Here is an 18,838-nt window from a genome sequence, read left to right on the forward strand (position 1 = left end):
TTCCCATGCCCGTTTTCAGCAAACTAGGTCTCAAGTCCTCCAGCGCGCTCGGGGCAAATCGTCATATCGTGATCGACGGCGTTGCCGACGGTTACGAGGCGTTCTGTCTTATTCGTCTGGCGGAAGAGATCGGCGAACGCGGGCCGATTATGTATATCGTGCGCGACGGGCAGCGCATTGCCGATCTGGAGCAGGTCTTGAGTTTCGTGGCGCCGGATATGCCGGTTCTGCATCTGCCTGCATGGGATTGTTTGCCTTATGACCGCGTATCGCCCGGTGCAGACGCATCGGCACGTCGGCTCGCCGCACTCAGTGCGCTGTCCCAGCTTAAAAAGGCACCGCATCCTGCCATCATTCTCACCACAGCCAATGCCGTTCTGCAAAAGCTGCCGCCGGAAGCGGCGATAGCCGAACAGGTGATTTCGGCGCGTCCCGGCAACCAGCTGGATATGAACGATCTGGCATCCCGGCTGGAGCGCAACGGTTTCGAACGTGTTTCCACCGTGCGCGACATCGGCGAATTTGCAGTTCGTGGTGGTATTCTCGATCTTTATGCACCCGGCGCGGAAGAGCCGTTGCGGCTTGATTTCTTTGGCGACACACTGGAATCGATCCGCGCTTTCGATCCGGCTTCGCAGCGTACCACGGGCACACGCAAGGAGTTCGTGCTCCAGCCGATGAGCGAAATCACGCTTTCGCCGGACATGATAAGCCGTTTCCGCAAGAATTACGTCGCGATGTTCGGTGCGCCGCAGCGCGATGACGCGCTTTATCAGGCGATCAGTGAAGGTCGTCGCTTTGCGGGCATGGAACATTGGCTGCCGCTTTTCTACGACAAGCTTGATACCGTCTTCGACCATGCGGGCAATATGCCGGTGGTTTTCGATCATCTGGTGCATGAAGCGCTGACCGAGCGCCACACAATGGTTGTCGATCACTACGAAGCGCGGCTGAGACAGGCGGAGGGCAAGGAGCCGGGCAGTGATGCCGTGCCTTACAAGCCGGTCAAGCCGGAAGCGCTTTATTTAACCCCGTCAGAGGTCGAGAAGCACGCTGAGGCCGGAGGTATGCGCATCGACCTGACGCCATTCGGTGCGCCGGAGGTTACGGGGCGGACGATTATTCATGCCGATGTGCACAAGGGCCGCAGCTTTGCCGAGGAGCGCGCGGCCACCGACGTGAACCTGTTCGAAGCGGTGGTGAAGCATATTGCCGAACTGCGTGCAGCGGGCAAGAAAGTGCTGGTTGCTGCCTGGACTGAAGGTTCTCTCGACCGTCTTTTGCAGGTCCTGGATGAACATGGGCTGGAAAAGATCGAGTCGGTTGACCGGCTTTCTACCGTCAAGGCGCTGTCACGCGACAAGGTGACGGCGGCGGTGCTGGCCGTCGAGAGCGGATTCGACGCGGGCGATCTCGTCATCGTGGCTGAGCAGGATATTCTGGGCGACCGTCTTATCCGCCGTTCCAAGCGCCGCAAGCGCGATCAGGATTTCATCTCGGAAGTTGCCTCGCTAAACGCTGGCGATATCGTCGTCCATGTCGATCACGGTATCGGTCGCTTCATTGGCCTCAAGACCATTACCGCCGCTGGCGCTCCGCATGACTGTCTTGAAATCCATTATGCGGGTGATGACCGGCTGTTTCTGCCGGTCGAAAATATCGAGCTTCTGTCGCGCTACGGTTCGGAAAGCTCCGATGCGGTTCTCGACAAGCTTGGCGGTGGCGCATGGCAGATGCGTAAGGCCAAGCTCAAGAAACGCCTGCTTGAGATTGCCGGGCATCTGATCCAGATCGCCGCCGAACGGCAGATGCGCGGTGCGCCGGTGATGACGCCGCCAGATGGTCTCTATGCCGAATTTTCTGCTCGCTTCCCCTATGATGAAACCGACGACCAGCTGACGGCAATCGAGTCCGTGGCGGACGATCTGGCTGCTGGCAAGCCGATGGATCGCCTGATCTGTGGTGATGTCGGCTTCGGCAAGACGGAAGTAGCCCTGCGTGCTGCCTTCATTGCGGCGATGAGTGGCGTTCAAGTGGCGATAGTCGTGCCGACAACGCTCCTGTCGCGCCAGCATTTCAAGACCTTCTCGAAGCGCTTCCATGGCCTGCCGATCAATCTTGCCCATGCCTCGCGTCTTGTCGGCACGAAGGAGCTTGCTGCTGCCAAGAAAGGGCTGGAAGAAGGAACTGTCGATATTGTCGTCGGCACGCATGCGCTGCTCGGCAACTCGATCAAGTTCAAGAATCTCGGCCTGCTCATCATCGATGAAGAGCAGCATTTCGGCGTCAAGCACAAGGAGCGGCTGAAGGAACTGAAGTCGGACGTGCATGTGCTGACATTGTCCGCCACGCCGATCCCGCGCACTTTGCAGCTTGCGCTAACCGGTGTGCGCGAACTGTCGCTCATCACCACGCCACCCGTCGATCGTATGGCGGTGCGCACCTTCGTCTCACCGTTCGATCCGCTCGTCATTCGCGAGACGCTTTTGCGCGAACGCTATCGTGGCGGCCAGAGTTTCTACGTCTGCCCGCGCATTTCCGATCTTGGCGAGATAGAGGAGTTCCTGAAAACGCACGTGCCCGAACTGAAAGTGGCCGTGGCCCATGGTCAGATGGCGCCGGGCGTGCTCGATGACATCATGAACGCCTTCTATGACGGCCAGTATGATGTGCTTCTATCCACGACCATTGTGGAATCCGGTCTCGATATTCCGACGGCCAACACGATGATCGTGCACCGCGCCGATATGTTCGGTCTGGCACAGCTCTACCAGCTGCGCGGTCGTGTTGGTCGCTCGAAGCAGCGCGCTTTCGCGCTGTTCACACTTCCGGCAGGTAAGATGCTGACGCAGATGGCGGAACGTCGCCTTAAGGTTCTACAGTCGCTCGACACGCTGGGCGCAGGCTTCCAGCTTGCCAGCCACGATATGGATATTCGCGGGGCAGGCAATCTGCTCGGCGAGGAACAGTCGGGCCATATCAAGGAAGTTGGCTTCGAGCTTTACCAGCAAATGCTGGAAGAGGCGGTGGCGACGCTCAAGGGTACGGGCGAAGTTGAAGACAGCCAGTGGTCGCCGCAGATCGCGATCGGCACGGCTGTGATGATCCCCGAAGCCTATGTGCCTGACTTGCAACTGCGTCTTGGCCTTTATCGCCGTCTGGCCGATCTGGAAGAGCCGCAGGATATAGATGCTTTCGGTGCGGAACTCATTGACCGTTTTGGTCCGATGCCGGATGAAGTGCAGCATCTGCTCAAGATCGTTTACATCAAGGCGCTCTGCCGCCGCGCGAATGTCGAGAAACTCGATGCCGGTCCGAAGGGCGTGGTCATCCAGTTCCGTCATGCGACGTTCGCAAATCCGGTCGGGCTGGTGAAAATGATTGGTGAACAGGGCTCCATGGCCAAGATCAGGCCGGATCAGAGCATCGTCTTCATCCGCGACTGGCCGACACCGGAAAAGCGCCTCAACGGTTCTGCCGTCATCATGACCCAACTGGCGAAGATCGCGGCGGGTTAACCCGCCGCTTCGCGTCTTTTAGCGATCTTCAGAAATCCCCGGCTCAAAGCCTTCAGCCGTCTGGCGAATAGCGTCGGCAAGGACATCTGCCGTCTGAGCGCCCATGACGGCATATTTCTGATCGATGATGAAGCATGGTACGCCGCGCACGCCGATGCGGCTGGCGGTATCGATCTCCTCACGAATCGTTGCCTTGTCTGCCTCACTTTGCAGGAGCCGGGCGACCACTTCGGCATCCATGCCGACGCTTGCCGCAGCATCAACCAGCACTTCGTGGTCGCCGATATCCTGTCCCTGCTCGAAATAGAGCGAGAACAACATGCCGACCATCCGGTCCTGCGTATCGGGTGCAGCCTGTGCTGCCCAATGGATGACGCGATGTGCGTCCAGAGTATTTGGCGCTCGGGCGATGGCATCGAAATCGAAGACAATGCCGTTTTCCTCACCAAGCTGGGTCAGCTGCTTGTGGATGTCATCAATCTTTCCGCCGGTGCCGAATTTCTCGCGCATGTAGGTCTGGCGATCCTTTCCCTGCGGAGGCAGGGTAGGGTCGAGCTGAAAGGGACGCCAGCGCACTTCGGCCTCCACATCCGGCACCATGGCAAGTGCCGCCTCAAGGCGCTTGCGCCCCAGAAAGCACCAAGGGCAGACGACGTCGGACACGACATCGATAGTTATCTTTCTGGTGGCCATGGCAATGTCTCCATACGAGAACCAGAGGCGTGGCCTCCGGTTGAATACTCATCATATATTGGGTGCATGTAGGGCGAATTACATCAACGTTAAAGCCCGATCATGGCTTTGCGCGCCACCAAGTCGGTAGTTGATAGCCATAGAGCGAAGTCTTCTTCGGATGCTCGATGCGATCCCAGCGCGCTACCCACTGATAGGGCAGGTGGTAAAGCGGAATGTAGTAATCTCCGGAGATAAGCACACGATCAAGGGCACGGACCGCACTCACGAAATCGGCGCGGCTTCTGGCTGCCAGCAGTGCTTCAATCATCGCATCTACTGCCGGATCGGCAACGCCCGGATAGTTGAAACTTCCCTGAACGTCACGCGAGGCTGCTCCCCAGCGCATCCATTGTTCGTTGCCGGGCGAAAGCGATCCGGTCAGCGCTCCGAGAATCATGTCGTAGTCGAATGTCTGGAGGCGTTGCTGATACTGGGCGTCGTCCACGGTGCGTATTTCGATTGTGATGCCCAGTCGCGCGAGATTGCGCTTGTAAGCCAACGCGACTTTTTCCTCGTCGGGCGAGCGCGTCATGATCTCAAATTTAAGCGGCTTGCCAGAGGGATCAACGGCGAGGCCGTGTTCAAACTGAAAACCCGCGTCAGTCAGGAGATCGTAGGCTTTCTTTGCAGGCGTCCGGTCATGACCGCTGCCGTCCGTTACCGGCGGATGCCATGTACCATTCATGACATCGTCGCGAACGGCTTCGGGGAACGGTTTCAGCAACTGCTTCTCGCGCTCATCGGCAGGCTTGCCGACGGAGGAAAGCTCCGATCCTTCCCAAAAACTCTGCGTGCGGCGGTACTGATCGGCGAAAAGGTTGCGGTTAGCCCATTCGAAGTCGAAGAGCAGCCCCAGAGCCTGCCGGACACGACGGTCGGCGAAAATCGGACGGCGCGTGTTGAACACGAAGCCGAACATGTTGGCTGGCGTGCCTTTCTCAAAGCTGTCCTTGATGACACGGCCCTGTTTTACAGCCGGGAAATCATAAAGCTTCTCCCATCGAGTCGGGTTTGCCTCGATGAAAACATCCAGCAGCCCCTTCTTGAAAGACTCAAACAGGGACGTCTCGTTTCGGTAATATTCAATCGTCAACGTATCGAAGTTGTTGAGACCGCGCTGCGACGGCAGATCCTTGCCCCAATAGTCAGGGTTGCGCTTGTAGATAATACGCTGGCCGGGCTGTACGCCGGAAACGAGATACGGGCCGCTGCCGACAGGAGGTTTCAGGGATGAATTGCCGAAGGTTTCGCGATCAATGGCGTGCTTTGGCAGCACGGGCATGATGGACGCGATCAGCATCGGAAATTCTCGATCCGACTTGTCGTTGAAGGTGAAGCGAACGGAGCGCTCACCCGTCCTTTCGATCTTATCGATTCGACTCATCCGGTTGTTGTAGGGAGGGCGTCCCTTTTCCGTCAGGATATCGTAGGTGAAGAGAACGTCATCTACCGTCACCGGCTGGCCGTCTGACCATTTCGCCTTCGGGTTCAGGGTGAACTCGACCCATTTGCGATCAGGGTCGATGGAGACTTTTTCTGCAAGCAGGGGATAGAGCGTGAAAGGTTCGTCACGCGACCGCTGCATCAAGGGTTCGAAAACCAGATTGCCCAAATCACCGTCGAGAAAAAGGCCGCGCGCTGTCGTACGCATGCTTTTCAGAACAAATGGGTTGAGACTGTCGAAAGTGCCGACAACGCCCATTGTGATGGCGCCGCCCTTCGGGGCGTCGGCATTTGCATAGGGGAAATGGGTGAAGTCAGCCGGCAGCGCCACATCTCCATGCATGGAGAGCGCATAGTTCGGCTGTGCTTCGGCTATCGCCTGCGCCGGCAGCACGCCGACGACAGCTCCGGTAAGGCTCGCAAGAACCACTTTGCGGAGAAAGGCAATCAATCCGTTCAACTTCAATCGTCCATTGTAAATAAGTTTGATGGTCGCCGCCTGGAAGCGTCGATTCGGAACCGAAAACTAGCATGATCGTACATTAAGTGCGGAATTAGGGCGTGTCCGTCACGCGACAGTAGGGGCTAAAATAAAGATTTTGGCGGATTCCGGGCATGGAATGTCGAAACTCATCTGGATTCATACCCCTAGTCGTTGTAACACGGCTCCGGATTGGGGCCCGCAAGGGTCCGGATGGGGGCTAAAATCCCCAAGGTCACGCTGTTGCCGCATTTTAAAACCAGTGACGGTCTATCGCTGACTTATAATACAGAACGGGAACTATAGATCAGAGCGTTGAAAGGAACCTGTTGATCATGTCCAGCACTAAGACAATCGCTGCCGCATCTGCCATTGCTGGCGCGTTCGCCCTGCTTGCCTCCGCGACGATGCCTGCATCGGCACAGCAGCCGCCACAGGGCTGGTTCAAGGTTTGCTCGAAGCAGGAAGACAATGACATCTGCAACACGCAGAACATCGTCACCGCGGATTCTGGCCAGCTCCTGACTGCCGTCAACCTCATCGAGATCAAAGGCAAGATCAACCGCAAGATCTTTCAGGTGACCGTTCCTATTGGTCGTCTGATTCCTGCCGGCGTCGGCCTCCAGATCGACAACAACAAGCCGGTCAAGCTTGAATACGGCATCTGCTTCCCGGATCGCTGCATCGCAGAAGCTCCGCTGACCGACGATCTCATTAATGCGCTCAAGAAGGGCGGCAAGCTAACCCTGACTTCGGTCAACTATCAGAACAAGCCGAACCCGATTCCGGTTGCACTCACCGGCTTCTCTGGCGCTCTGACCGGCCCGGCTCTCAAGCAGTCGGAACTGGAAGAACGCCAGAAGGAACTTCAGGACGCCGTCCAGAAGCGCCAGAAGGATTTCGAAGCCAAAATGAAGGCTGAACAGGACAAGGCAAAAGGCGCAGCCAACTAAGCTGCTGTCTGTCCAGTGTGTTATGAAAAAGGGGCGCTTTGAGCGCCCCTTTTTTGAACCATCACTTTAGAAGATAGTGCTATATTAGTTAGAATGTTGCGACTTTACGCGATAGGAACCATTGTCCTGTCGATCAAACATCTCCTCGATCTGAGGATGGCGCAAAGGCTCGCCGCTTAAATCCGGCACCAGGTTCTGCTCCGATACATAGGCGACATATTCGGATTCCGCGTTTTCTGCGAGCAGATGGTAAAACGGCTGGTCGCGATGCGGGCGCGCTTCTTCCGGAATGGACTCATACCATTCCTCCGTATTTGCAAATTCGGGGTCTACGTCAAAGATAACCCCGCGGAAGGGGAATAGCCGGTGCTTGACGACCTGACCGATCTGAAATTTCGCGTGCTTTATCTGTGTCATACCCATGCAACACTATGTAGTTCACCGCGTGACAAATTAAAGTCGGCGGCAACCGGCAATTCTGTCTGTTCGATGTCTCGGATGGTCCGAAAATCAAGTTAGCTTGAACGTTTGCCGTCGCTTCGGTGTGGAAGGCTTGGCAGTTTCGGTAGCAGATGCGAGAAACCGCTGCCAGGACGAAGCCCCTCACGCATGAAGAATGCGCGCAGCGGTGCGAATGAGCGAAGCATTTCCAATCCCACTCCACGCGCGATCTGCGCCGGAAGCATGCCGGAGAGAAGCGAACGATTGAGCGCATCGACAGAGCCGGTGCGGGCTAGAATATCCGGACGTCTTGCGCGGTCATAGGCGCGAATGACCCGATCTGAGCCCGGGTCGACAGGATCGCTTTCGATAGCCTTGACCAGCGTTTCGACATCGCGGGAACCCAGATTGAGGCCTTGTGCGCCAATCGGTGGAAACACATGCGCGGCTTCACCAATCAGGATCGTGCGCTTGGCTGCAAAGACATGGGGCACGAGGCCGGAAAGGGGCCAGGCTTGCGGCTTGATCTCGAGGTTAATCTTGCCCAGCATGGACTGCATCATGTCTTCAATGCGCTGAGCGAGCGTGGCTTCGTCAAGCGCAAGCAGTGCTTCGGCGCGACCGGGATTGACCACCCAGACGAGGCTTGAGCGTTTGCCTTTCAACGGCACTTGAGTGAAAGGGCCTTCTTCGGTGTGGAACTCCGTCGAAATATTTTCGTGGTCGACGCTATGCGAGAAGGAAAGCACGACGGCTGTTTGCGGATAGCTCCAGCGGCGTGTGCGGATGCCTGCCGCTTCGCGGGCCATCGAATTGCGCCCGTCGGCAGCCACGACCAGCCGCGTATGCAATGTGTCGCCACCCGAAAGCGTGATGGTTACGTGGTCACCATTGTGGCGGTACTCGATGACGGAGGCATTGATGCGCTGGATATTCGGATTGCGGGAAACGGCTTCAGCCAGCTTCTCGTTCAAAACGGCATTGGGGATATTGTAGCCGAACGCAGTCTCATCGATTTCGCCCGCACGGAAGGTGACGACAGGGCTTCTCACGAGGCGCCGCGTTGCGTCGACAATGCGCATGGAAGCGAGGGGGGCTGCTTCCGGCTCGATATCCGACCAGACGCCCAGTCCCTCCAGTAGTCTGATGGCAGGCATCATGAGTGCGGTGGTGCGGCGGTCACCCTTATCGGTCTCCGGTCCAAGCAACACGGTGCGATAGCCTTTTGCGCCAAGCGCCAGCGCTGCCATCATCCCGGCAGGCCCGCTGCCGCTGATGACAATGTCAGTGAGAGGCTTGTTCACAACAAGATCGTTCATCGTGTTTCATCCCTGGTCCGACAGTGCAGACCTCGTGACCGTTCGCTATGCATATCGCATTGTCTGATGATTCCAGACGGATGCGTTTGAGCTGCACTTAAACCGAATTGCAGGCAAAAGACCATTCTTCCGTGGGATTATGGCGGATTTGCCTCACGCCTTACTTGCTCTTTTGTGCTTATTCAGGGAAAGCTGCTGCAGGATCATGGCTTTTCCTGGGGGAGAAGCTATTCAACGATCTTGAGGGTTGGGGACGTCAGTTTGTTTGGTGTACGCGTTCCCCGTTTGATGAAATTTACTCGCTGCCTTAGAGCGCCGTGCGTCCTTGCGGACGCACAAAGGACGCTCTAACTTGTTGAATCTACGCATCGTGCTTTTCAAAAAGCGATTCCGATTTTTGAGCCGATGCGGGGAATGTCTTGGGCGGGATATGCGCGGCGACAAACTGAAATGGCGGACGGCGTGAAAACCAAACTGACCGGAAAACTCAAAGCCAAAAAAGTCACCGCGCCGCAAGCCAAGGCGTTTTCGGTTCATCTTCTGACGGCATCGGGTTCGTTTCTGGCGTTCCTTTCCATCGTGGCGGCCAGTGATGGGCGCTATACGGCGATGTGGTGGTGGCTGGGGCTGGCGCTTTTCGTCGACGGCATCGATGGCCCCATCGCGCGCAAGCTCGAAGTCAAATATGTTCTGCCGAACTGGTCTGGCGAGCTTCTCGACAACATCATCGACTATGTCACCTATGTTCTGATACCGGCTTTCGCGCTTTATCAAAGCGGGTTTATGGGGACTTATCTGTCCTTCATATCCGGCGCGATCATCGTGGTTTCGAGCGCGATCTATTATGCCGACACCGGCATGAAGACGAAGGAGAACTTCTTCAAGGGGTTCCCGGTCGTCTGGAACATGGTGGTCTTTACGCTTTTCATCGTCAAACCGGGCGAGTGGGTCGCCTTCGCAACCGTTGTCGTATCGGCAATCCTGTCGTTCCTGCCGATCAATTTCCTGCATCCAGTGCGCGTTGTGCGCCTGCGACCGCTTAATCTGACGGTTTTCCTGCTCTGGTGTGCCTTTGGCGCGGCTGCGCTCTATTATACTCTGGACGCGCCGCTGTGGGTTCGCGTCGGTATTTCCGTGACGGGCCTCTACATCTACTTCATCGGCGCTGTCATGCAGTTTTTCCCAGGATTGGGACGGACTGCGACCGTCATCGCGGCTGAGAAAGCCGCTGCCGCAAAGAAGAGTGGAGAAGCATGATGATCAATGCCATTCGCGTCCATCAGACCGGTGGGCCGGAAGTCATGAAGTATGAACAGATCGAGATAGGCGAACCCGGTCCGGGCGAGGCAAAAGTGCGCCATGAAGCCGTCGGTCTGAACTTCATCGACGTTTATTTCCGCACCGGGCTTTACAAGGCAGCCCAGATGCCTTTCACGCCCGGCAATGAAGGCGCGGGCACAGTCATTGCGGTTGGTCCGGGCGTTGAGGGTGTTCGTGTCGGTGACCGTGTTGCCTATGTGGCGACACCGGGCTCCTATGCAGACGAGCGCATTCTGCCAGCGGACCGGCTGGTCAAGGTTCCGGATAATGTCGATCTGAAAACCGCCGCCTCCATGATGCTGAAAGGCATGACGGCGCAATATCTTCTGCGGCGTACATTCAAGGTGGAGCCGGGGCAGACGATCCTGTTTCATGCCGCTGCTGGCGGTGTAGGCTTGATTGCCGGACAATGGGCGAAGCATCTTGGCGCCACCGTCATCGGCACGGCGGGATCGGAAGAAAAGATCGCGCTGGCCAGAAAGCATGGCTACGACCATGTCATCAATTACCGCACCGAGAACTTTGCCGAAAAGGTGAAGGAACTGACGGGCGGAGCGGGTGTCGATGTTGTCTATGATTCTGTTGGGCGCGATACCTATATGGGCTCGCTCGACGTGCTGAAGCCGCTTGGCATGTTTGCCTGCTTTGGCCAATCGTCGGGTGTCATTCCGCTGTTTGATCTCGGCATTCTGGCGCAGAAGGGTTCGCTCTTTGCCACGCGTCCTACGCTGTTCAATTATATAGCCAAGCGTGCGGACCTCGAAAAGTCGGCAGCAGAGCTTTTCGACGTGGTCGGAAGCGGAGCCGTCAAGATCGAGATCAACCAGACCTACGCGCTCAAGGATGCGGGCAAGGCGCATGAGGATCTGGAAGGCCGCAAGACGACGGGAACCACCGTTCTGCTTCCATGATCGGGCTGATGATTGCAGCAGTGTGTATATGTCCACCGCTGCTTGCTTTTGGGCTTTTCAAGAGCCGAGTTGCTGGATAAGGTCGCTCAAAAATATAATTTTGGGGAACAATGACAGCGCCTTTAACCGACCGGCCTCTTCTGGATGTCCGCCGGCTCACGAAAGTATTTGGTCAGCTGCGGGCCTGCGATGGTGTCGATCTCACCATCGGGGAAGGCGAAATTCACGCGCTTCTGGGTGAAAACGGCGCCGGAAAATCCACCTTTGTGAAAATGTTGTTCGGCGCGTTGCAGCCACTTGAAGGCGAAATCGTCTGGAAGGGGCAACCTGTCACGATAGACGAACCGGCCGCCGCAAGAAAACTTGGCATAGGCATGGTTTTTCAGCATTTTTCGCTGTTCGACTCGCTGACTGCCGCTGAGAACATTGCCTTGTCGCTCGACCGTTCGCTGCCGCTTTCAGACGTTGCGAAGCGTGCGCGTGAGGTTGGCAAGACGTACGGTCTTCCGGTCGACCCGCAGGCCCATGTTGGTGATCTGTCCGTCGGCGAACGTCAGCGTATCGAAATCGTGCGCTGTCTTCTTCAGGAGCCGGATCTCATCATCCTTGATGAGCCGACTTCGGTGCTGACGCCGCAAGAAGCCGACAAGTTGTTTGAAACGCTGGAGCGCCTGAAAGCCGAAGGCAAGTCGATCCTCTATATCAGCCATCGTCTGGAGGAAGTGAAACGCCTCTGTGACCGCGCAACCGTGTTGCGGCATGGCAAGGTCGTTGCGCATTGCGATCCGCGCAAGGAAACCGCCGCGTCGCTCGCCCGTATGATGGTCGGTAATGATATCAATGTTGTAGCACGCAGTCCTATCGCGGCGGCGGTAGATGTCGGTAATGACGCGCTTTTTGAAATCAAGTCACTGTCGCAACCGCCGCGTGGGCCATTTTCGACGGCATTGAAAGATATTTCTCTCTCGGTCGCCGCAGGCGAAGTCGTTGGCATTGCCGGTGTTGCAGGCAACGGGCAAGGTGAATTCTTCGAAGCTGTTTCGGGTGAAGTGCTGCAGTCAAATCCATCGAATGTGCGCATTCGCGGGAAGGATGCAGGCAAGGCCGGCATCAGCGACCGCCGCATGATGGGGGCAGCCTTCGTCCCGGAGGAGCGGCTTGGTCACGGTGCTGTTCCGACCATGACGCTGACCGACAATCTGTTCTTGTCGCGATACAAGACCGACGCAAAGATGTTCCTGCGTGGTGGCAAGATGAAGCTGATCGCAGAGAGCGCGCTTCGATTGGCTGCAAAACGCATCATTGAACGGATGGATGTGCGCAAGAGTGCTGAAAATCCGCCCGCATCTGCACTTTCTGGCGGAAACCTGCAGAAATTCATTATCGGGCGCGAGCTTGATCGCTCACCATCGGTCATGGTTGTGAACCAGCCGACATGGGGCGTGGATGCCGGTGCCGCAGCACATATCCGGCAGGCACTTGTCGATCTTGCGCGCTCCGGTTCCGCAGTTCTCGTCATCAGTCAGGACCTTGATGAGCTTCTTGAAATCAGTGACCGCATTGCCGTGATGAATCATGGCCAGCTCTCCGATCCTCTGCCGATTGCCGATGTAACGCTGGAAAAGATCGGTCTTTTGATGGGCGGTATCTCAGGAGAGGCGGGAGCTGCATGATGCGGATTGAACTCGTCAAACGCCCGCAGCCGTCGAGACTTTTCAGTGCTTTGTCACCATTGCTGGCACTGTCGTTGACACTGATTTTCGGCGGACTTGCTTTTGCGCTGATGGGCAAGGATCCGTTGCATGCGCTTTATGTCTTCTTTGTCGAGCCTTTGTTCGACATCTGGTCTTGGCATGAATTGCTCGTGAAGGCTGCGCCGCTGATCCTGATCGCGGTCGGCCTCTGCGTCTGCTTTCTGTCCAACAACTGGAATATCGGTGCCGAGGGGCAGTTCATCGCCGGTGCCATAGCGGGATCGATCCTGCCCGTCATGTTCCCTGATCTGCAGTCTTGGGTGGTTCTGCCCCTGATGATGCTGATGGGGATGGCAGGCGGCGCGGCCTATGCATCCATTCCCGCTTTGCTGAAAGTGCGCTTCAATACCAATGAAATCCTGACCAGCCTTATGCTTGTCTATGTCGCGCAGCTGTTCCTCGACTGGCTGGTGCGCGGGCCATGGCGCAACCCGGAAGGATATAATTTCCCGGAAACTCGCCAGTTCAGCGATAGTGCCATTCTGCCGGAAATCTGGAGCGCATCGGGCCGCGCGCATTGGGGCTTCATCTTTGCGCTCGTTGCAGCGGTTGTCGTCTGGCTCCTGCTCAAGCACACGCTGAAGGGTTTTGAGGTCAAGGTGATCGGTCAAAGTCCGAGAGCAGGGCGTTTCGCGGGTTTCAGCGCGGGCAAGATAGTGTTCTTCGTCTTTGCGGTTTCCGGTGCCCTTGCCGGTCTCGCGGGCATCGCGGAAACCTCCGGTGCCATCGGTCAGCTTCGTCCGGTCATATCTCCGGGCTACGGTTTTACGGCGATCATCGTCGCGTTTCTGGGACGCCTCAATCCGCTGGGAGCAATAGCAGCCGGTCTGGTGTTGGCGCTTTCCTATCTTGGAGGCGAAGCTGCACAGGTTGCTATCGGCATCTCCGAAAAATCTGCGCGCGTGTTTCAGGGCATGATCCTGTTCTTCGTTCTCGCTTGCGATACACTCATCCTTTATCGCATTCGCTTCATATCCGGTCGCCAAGCGGGAAAGGCCTGATCCCATGGATTTGACGCAGGCTATTCTTCTCACAATTGCAACAGCAGCGACGCCGCTCCTGATCGCTGCCATCGGCGAACTGGTTGTTGAACGTTCCGGCGTGCTCAATCTTGGTGTCGAGGGCATGATGCTGATGGGGGCCGTGTCCGGCTTCGCCATTGCACAAATGACCGGTTCGGCCTGGTTGGGCTTGTTTGCCGCCGTTCTGGTCGGTGCGCTTTTCTCCGCTATTTTTGGCTTTCTGACGCTCATACTCGTCACCAATCAGGTCGCAACCGGGCTGGCGCTGACGATCCTTGGCGTTGGAGCATCGGCCTTGCTCGGTGAAAGCTTTGTCGGGCTTCCCGGTGTCCGGCTTGAAGCCATCCATATTCCCTATCTGACCGATCTGCCGCTTGTCGGGCGGTTCTTCTTCGGACAGGATCCGATCTTCTATCTTTCGATCCTGCTGGTCGTCGGCGTGGCATGGTTTCTGTTCCGTACGCGGGCAGGGCTTACATTGCGCGCCATCGGCGACAGCCATGGCTCGGCCCATGCGCTCGGCGTGCATGTGGTGCGCACGCGCTTTCTGGCGGTTTTGTTCGGCGGTGCTTGTGCTGGTCTTGCAGGCGCGCAATTGTCACTCGTCTACGTGCCGCAATGGGTGGAAAACATGACGGCCGGTCGTGGCTGGATCGCACTTGCGCTTGTCGTGTTCGCATCGTGGCGGCCATGGCGCGTATTGATCGGCGCTTACTTGTTCGGTGCGGTGACCATCGGTCAGCTTCACGCGCAGGCGCTGGGCTTTGGCCTGCCATCGCAGTTTCTGTCTGCGCTGCCTTATCTCGCGACGATTGTGGTGCTGGTCATCATATCGCGCAACAAGCGCCTGACGATGATGAATACGCCGGCTTCGCTCGGCAAGCCGTTCGTGCCAGACCGGTAGAACGAACGGCTGAGGGGTAGACGTAAACCGTCCCAAGGGTTTTCGTTTTGGTTAGAGGGTAAAAACAAGGAGTGCAGGGAACATGAAAAAGACGCTTATGGCGATTGCCACTGCGGCGAGCTTTATGCTCGGCGGCGCGGCGCATGCAGAAGAAAAACTGAAGATCGGTTTCATTTATATCGGACCTCCGGGCGATTTTGGCTGGACCTATCAGCACGATCAGGCCCGCAAGGAACTGGTCGAGGCACTCGGCGACAAGATCGAAACCACCTTTCTGGAAAGCGTTCCGGAAGGTGCCGATGCTGAACGTTCCATCGAACGTCTGGCGCGTGCTGGCAACAAGCTGATCTTCACGACGTCGTTCGGCTATATGGATCCGACCCTCAAGGTTGCCAAGAAATTCCCGGACGTGAAGTTCGAACATGCGACCGGCTACAAGACTGCCGACAACATGTCTGCCTATAATGCGCGCTTCTATGAAGGCCGTTATGTGCAGGGCGTGATCGCCGCCAAGATGTCGACCAAGGGTGTTGCCGGTTACATCGCCTCCGTACCGGTGCCGGAAGTCGTTCAGGGCATCAATGCGTTCATGCTCGGCGCGCAGTCGGTTAATCCCGACTTCAAGGTCAAGGTGATCTGGGTCAATTCGTGGTTCGATCCGGGCAAGGAAGCTGATGCAGCCAAGGCACTGATCGACCAGGGTGTAGACATCATCACCCAGCACACCGATTCCACCGCTGCCATTCAGGTGGCGCATGATCGCGGCATCAAGGCTTTCGGTCAGGCTTCGGACATGATCAAGTTTGCGCCTGACACGCAGCTTACCGCTGTCGTGGACGAGTGGGGCCCTTACTACATCGATCGCGCCAAGGCTGCTCTCGACGGTTCGTGGAAGAGCCAAAACATCTGGTGGGGCATGAAGGAAGGCCTCGTGAAGATGGCGCCTTATACCAACATGCCGGACGATGTGAAGAAATTGGCCGAAGAAACCGAAGCCAAGATCAAGTCGGGCGAACTGAAGCCTTTCACCGGTCCGATCACGAAGCAGGACGGTTCCGTCTGGCTGAAAGAAGGCGAGCAGGCTGACGACAAGACCTTGCTTGGCCTCAATTTCTACGTCGCTGGCGTGGACGACAAGCTGCCGCAGTAAGCGGTTCCATACAGAAACAAAGAAGGGCGCTCAAAGCGCCCTTTTATTTTCTTACAAAATATTGAAGCTATTTGTTAAAGCGATAGCTTAAGTCCTTCATGACTATCGGTGAAGCCGAGCGACTGATAAAAACGCAGCGCGTCGGAACGCGACTTATCGGTCGTCAGTTGCACAAGGCCGCAGCCGCGTTCACGGCATTGCTCGATTGCCCAAACGATCATCTGACGGCCTACTCCGCCGCCACGAATATGGCTCGCAATCCGCACGCTTTCGATCTGTCCGCGCCACATGCCCATCCGCGACAGGCCGGGTATAAAGCTGATTTGCATGCAACCAATGATCTCGCCATCATGTTCAACGACAGCCAGGAGCTGATTGGGATCGGCATCGATTGCCGCAAAGGCGCTGCGATAGGAATCCCGCAAGGGGAGGCTCGCATCTTCGCGCTGTGCGCCGAGCGCATCATCGGCGAGCATGGCGATAATTGCCGCCACGTCAGCCGCGGCGGCTTTTCTGATCGCTATGGCAGCTTCCGCCGCCATCAGACCGCGATACCATGCAGATCGTAAGCGTCGCTCGCCTCGATCTTCACCGTTACGATGTCGCCGACGCGTAGCGGGCGGCGCGACTGGATGTGAACGCTGCCGTCGATTTCCGGAGCGTCATAGCGTGTACGGCCTTTGCCGATTGTGCCGTTTGCTTCATCAATGATGACCGGCAGGCGCTTGCCAACTTTCTTCTTGAGGAGATTGGTCGAAATCTGCTGCTGCTTGGCCATGAAACGATGCCAGCGGGCTTCCTTGATTTCTTCTGGAACCTGCTCAAGACCGAGGTCATTGGCTTTTGCGCCCTTGACCGGTTCATATTTGAAGCAGCCGGCGCGTTCGATCTTGGCTTCATCGAGCCAGTCGAGAAGTATTTCGAAATCGTCTTCCGTTTCGCCGGGATAGCCGACGATAAAGGTGGAACGCACGGCCAGGTCCGGGCAGGTCTCACGCCAGGCCTGAATGCGGCGCGAGGTCTTTTCCTGATGTGCCGGACGGCGCATATTCTTCAGAACCGCCGGGGAGGCGTGCTGGAAAGGAATATCCAGATAAGGCAGAATCTTGCCTTCAGCCATCAGCGGAATGACTTCATCGACATGCGGGTAAGGGTATACGTAGTGCATACGCACCCACACGCCCATATCGCCCAGTTCACGCGAGAGGTCGAGGAACTTGGTGCGAACCGTGCGGTCCTGCCACATGGCTTCCTGATACTTGATGTCGAGGCCATAGGCGCTCGTATCCTGCGAGATGACGAGGATTTCCTTCACGCCTGCATTGACCAGCTTCTCCGCTTCACGCAGCACCTGATCGATCGGGCGCGAGACGAGATCGCCGCGCAGCGCCGGAATGATGCAGAAGGAGCAGCGGTTCGAACAGCCTTCGGAGATTTTGAGGTAGGCATAATGGCGCGGGGTCAGCTTCACACCCTGCGGCGGCACCAGGTCCACAAATGGATCGTGCGCGGGAGGGACGGCTTCATGCACCGCGCTCATTACGCTTTCATAAGCCTGCGGGCCGGTGATGGCCAGTACGTTCGGATGGCGCTCACGGATGACATCGGGTTCTGCGCCAAGGCAGCCGGTTACGATGACCTTGCCGTTCTCGTTGAGAGCAAGGCCAATGGCATCCAGCGATTCATCGCGTGCGGAATCAAGAAAGCCGCAGGTATTGACGATCACCAGATCGGCACCGTCATGCTTGCGGGAGATTTCATAGCCCTCGGAGCGAAGGCTGGTGATGATGCGTTCGGAATCGACAAGCGCCTTCGGGCAGCCAAGAGAAACGAAACTGACGCGCGGTGCGCTCATTGGGAGAACCTTGCAAAATATCGGAAATTGCGCGCGCAATATCACGATAAAGGGGCAACGGTAAAGTTGAGATGATAAAAAAAGCCGGAGCGCAAAGCCCCGGCTTCCATTCGCAAAGCGGATTTGGCTTACTCAGCCTGATCGGCTGGAGCCGCATTGAGCTGGCCATAACGCTCTTCGCCGATCTTGGCGAGGAGGTCGAGCTGGGTTTCGAGGAAGTCGATATGACCTTCCTCATCCGCCAGAAGCTCATCGAAAAGCTGCTTGGAAACATAGTCGCCGAGTTCGTCGCAGATTTCGCGGGACTTCTTGTAGGAAGCGCGTGCGTCGTACTCACCTGCAAGGTCGGCTTCGAGAACTTCCTTGACGTTCTGGCCGATGCGCAGCGGAGCTACGGTCTGCAGGTTCGGGTGACCTTCGAGGAAGATAATGCGGTCAATCAGCTTGTCTGCGTGATGCATTTCTTCGATGGATTCTTCACGTTCCTTCTTGGCAAGACGCGTGAAGCCCCAGTCGTTGAGGAGGCGGTAGTGAAGCCAGTACTGGTTTACAGCGCCAAGCTCGAGGAACAATGCCTCGTTAAGCCGCTCGATGACCTTTGGTTCGCCTTTCATTCCATGAACTCCCGAATTTGTCGCGTAGAGAACGTACACGATCCATGAACTGGACCACGTTTTCGTCCATTTGGTTATGACGAAGATGATACTCTTCAGTCACCCTTATGATCGTTTCCACGACGTTTGGGAAGCAGCCACAGCAACGGCCGCGTTTGGACATGACATTATAGACGGTGCCAGGAACGATAAGTTGCCAGCAATCCTGATCGAGAAGCTCAATAACAACGGCTTCAATGTCTTTATCGGTAATAACGTTACAGCTGCAGACTAGCATGAGGAAGTATCTCCCATGCCCACAAAGCAGAAATCAAACGCAAAAAGCGTCGACTGGAGAGACTTTACCGGCTCGCTCTTTACTTCAACTGTGTTGCTGACCTGAAAAACTGGCAGCTTTATTTTACTCGTGGCGCAAGGC

General features: G+C 56.7%; 16 protein-coding genes. 8 read left to right on the plus strand and 8 right to left on the minus strand.

Translation table 11 applies throughout. From position 1 onward, the window contains the following. Positions 1 to 5 precede the first annotated feature (5 nt). A complete protein-coding gene (gene mfd / locus ABDF71_RS14445) occupies positions 6 to 3,518 on the plus strand; it encodes a transcription-repair coupling factor (RefSeq protein WP_151664300.1) in 3,513 nt (1,170 codons plus the stop codon). Positions 3,519 to 3,536: 18 nt separating this feature from the next. Here the strand turns inward: mfd and ABDF71_RS14450 are convergent, their stop codons facing one another. Next, entirely contained in the window at positions 3,537 to 4,211 is a 675-nt protein-coding gene (locus ABDF71_RS14450) for a DsbA family oxidoreductase (RefSeq protein ID WP_029927370.1), read from the minus strand. 100 nt (positions 4,212 to 4,311) lie between these two features. Then, positions 4,312 to 6,162 (minus strand): extracellular solute-binding protein, encoded by a 1,851-nt coding sequence (locus ABDF71_RS14455; RefSeq protein WP_373418743.1) that lies wholly within the window; start codon positions 6,160 to 6,162, stop codon positions 4,312 to 4,314. A 350-nt stretch (positions 6,163 to 6,512) separates the two neighbouring features. Here ABDF71_RS14455 and ABDF71_RS14460 point away from each other — a divergent pair, with 350 nt between their 5' ends. Beyond that, positions 6,513 to 7,130, plus strand: a complete 618-nt coding sequence (locus ABDF71_RS14460; protein ID WP_010658835.1) for an invasion associated locus B family protein — start codon at positions 6,513 to 6,515, stop codon at positions 7,128 to 7,130. Between the two features lie 84 nt (positions 7,131 to 7,214). Here the strand turns inward: ABDF71_RS14460 and hspQ are convergent, their stop codons facing one another. Both hspQ and ABDF71_RS14470 read right to left on the minus strand, forming a co-directional pair. Beyond that, positions 7,215 to 7,553, minus strand: coding sequence for a heat shock protein HspQ (gene hspQ / locus ABDF71_RS14465; RefSeq protein ID WP_010658834.1), 339 nt, complete (start codon positions 7,551 to 7,553; stop codon positions 7,215 to 7,217). 92 nt (positions 7,554 to 7,645) lie between these two features. Beyond that, positions 7,646 to 8,890 carry a UbiH/UbiF family hydroxylase gene (locus ABDF71_RS14470; RefSeq protein WP_029927373.1) on the minus strand — a complete coding sequence of 415 codons (1,245 nt, stop codon included), beginning with the start codon at positions 8,888 to 8,890 and terminating at the stop codon, positions 7,646 to 7,648. 450 nt (positions 8,891 to 9,340) lie between these two features. Between ABDF71_RS14470 and pcsA the strand changes: the two genes are divergently transcribed. The 6 genes from pcsA to ABDF71_RS14500 all read left to right on the plus strand — a co-directional run bounded on the left by pcsA (position 9,341) and on the right by ABDF71_RS14500 (position 15,951). Continuing rightward, the gene (gene pcsA, locus ABDF71_RS14475) at positions 9,341 to 10,147 is read left to right on the plus strand and encodes a phosphatidylcholine synthase (protein ID WP_029375958.1); all 807 of its coding nucleotides are present in this window, start codon (positions 9,341 to 9,343) and stop codon (positions 10,145 to 10,147) included. After that, complete coding sequence (locus ABDF71_RS14480; protein WP_151664305.1) at positions 10,147 to 11,121, plus strand: quinone oxidoreductase family protein; 975 nt, start codon at positions 10,147 to 10,149, stop codon at positions 11,119 to 11,121. The genes pcsA and ABDF71_RS14480 overlap by 1 nt, the downstream gene beginning before the upstream one ends. Before the next feature lie 110 nt (positions 11,122 to 11,231). Further along, positions 11,232 to 12,794 (plus strand): ABC transporter ATP-binding protein, encoded by a 1,563-nt coding sequence (locus ABDF71_RS14485; RefSeq protein ID WP_258124336.1) that lies wholly within the window; start codon positions 11,232 to 11,234, stop codon positions 12,792 to 12,794. Then, positions 12,794 to 13,876, plus strand: coding sequence for an ABC transporter permease (locus ABDF71_RS14490; protein ID WP_029927383.1), 1,083 nt, complete (start codon positions 12,794 to 12,796; stop codon positions 13,874 to 13,876). Before ABDF71_RS14485 ends, ABDF71_RS14490 begins: the two co-directional genes overlap by 1 nt. Positions 13,877 to 13,880: 4 nt before the next feature. Then, the gene (locus ABDF71_RS14495; RefSeq protein ID WP_029927385.1) at positions 13,881 to 14,801 is read left to right on the plus strand and encodes an ABC transporter permease; all 921 of its coding nucleotides are present in this window, start codon (positions 13,881 to 13,883) and stop codon (positions 14,799 to 14,801) included. An 82-nt stretch (positions 14,802 to 14,883) separates the two neighbouring features. Next, positions 14,884 to 15,951: a BMP family ABC transporter substrate-binding protein gene (locus tag ABDF71_RS14500; RefSeq protein WP_010658827.1), complete on the plus strand. Its 1,068-nt coding sequence runs from the start codon at positions 14,884 to 14,886 to the stop codon at positions 15,949 to 15,951. A gap of 74 nt (positions 15,952 to 16,025) precedes the next feature. On the opposite strand, the gene ABDF71_RS14505 is transcribed toward ABDF71_RS14500, so the two are convergent. From ABDF71_RS14505 to ABDF71_RS14520, 4 genes are all read right to left on the minus strand, one after another. Next, on the minus strand, positions 16,026 to 16,493 hold the full coding sequence (locus tag ABDF71_RS14505) for a GNAT family N-acetyltransferase (RefSeq protein WP_010658826.1): 468 nt from the start codon (positions 16,491 to 16,493) through the stop codon (positions 16,026 to 16,028). Further along, the gene (gene rimO / locus ABDF71_RS14510) at positions 16,493 to 17,806 is read right to left on the minus strand and encodes a 30S ribosomal protein S12 methylthiotransferase RimO (protein WP_151664296.1); all 1,314 of its coding nucleotides are present in this window, start codon (positions 17,804 to 17,806) and stop codon (positions 16,493 to 16,495) included. Before rimO ends, ABDF71_RS14505 begins: the two co-directional genes overlap by 1 nt. A gap of 128 nt (positions 17,807 to 17,934) precedes the next feature. Then, a complete protein-coding gene (gene bfr / locus ABDF71_RS14515) occupies positions 17,935 to 18,420 on the minus strand; it encodes a bacterioferritin (protein ID WP_010658824.1) in 486 nt (161 codons plus the stop codon). Next, positions 18,386 to 18,697 carry a (2Fe-2S)-binding protein gene (locus ABDF71_RS14520; RefSeq protein WP_012093011.1) on the minus strand — a complete coding sequence of 104 codons (312 nt, stop codon included), beginning with the start codon at positions 18,695 to 18,697 and terminating at the stop codon, positions 18,386 to 18,388. Before ABDF71_RS14520 ends, bfr begins: the two co-directional genes overlap by 35 nt. Between the last annotated feature and the right edge of the window lie 141 nt (positions 18,698 to 18,838).

It is taken from the genome of Ochrobactrum sp. WV_118_8, from assembly GCF_039631535.1.
Taxonomy (GTDB): domain Bacteria; phylum Pseudomonadota; class Alphaproteobacteria; order Rhizobiales; family Rhizobiaceae; genus Brucella; species Brucella anthropi.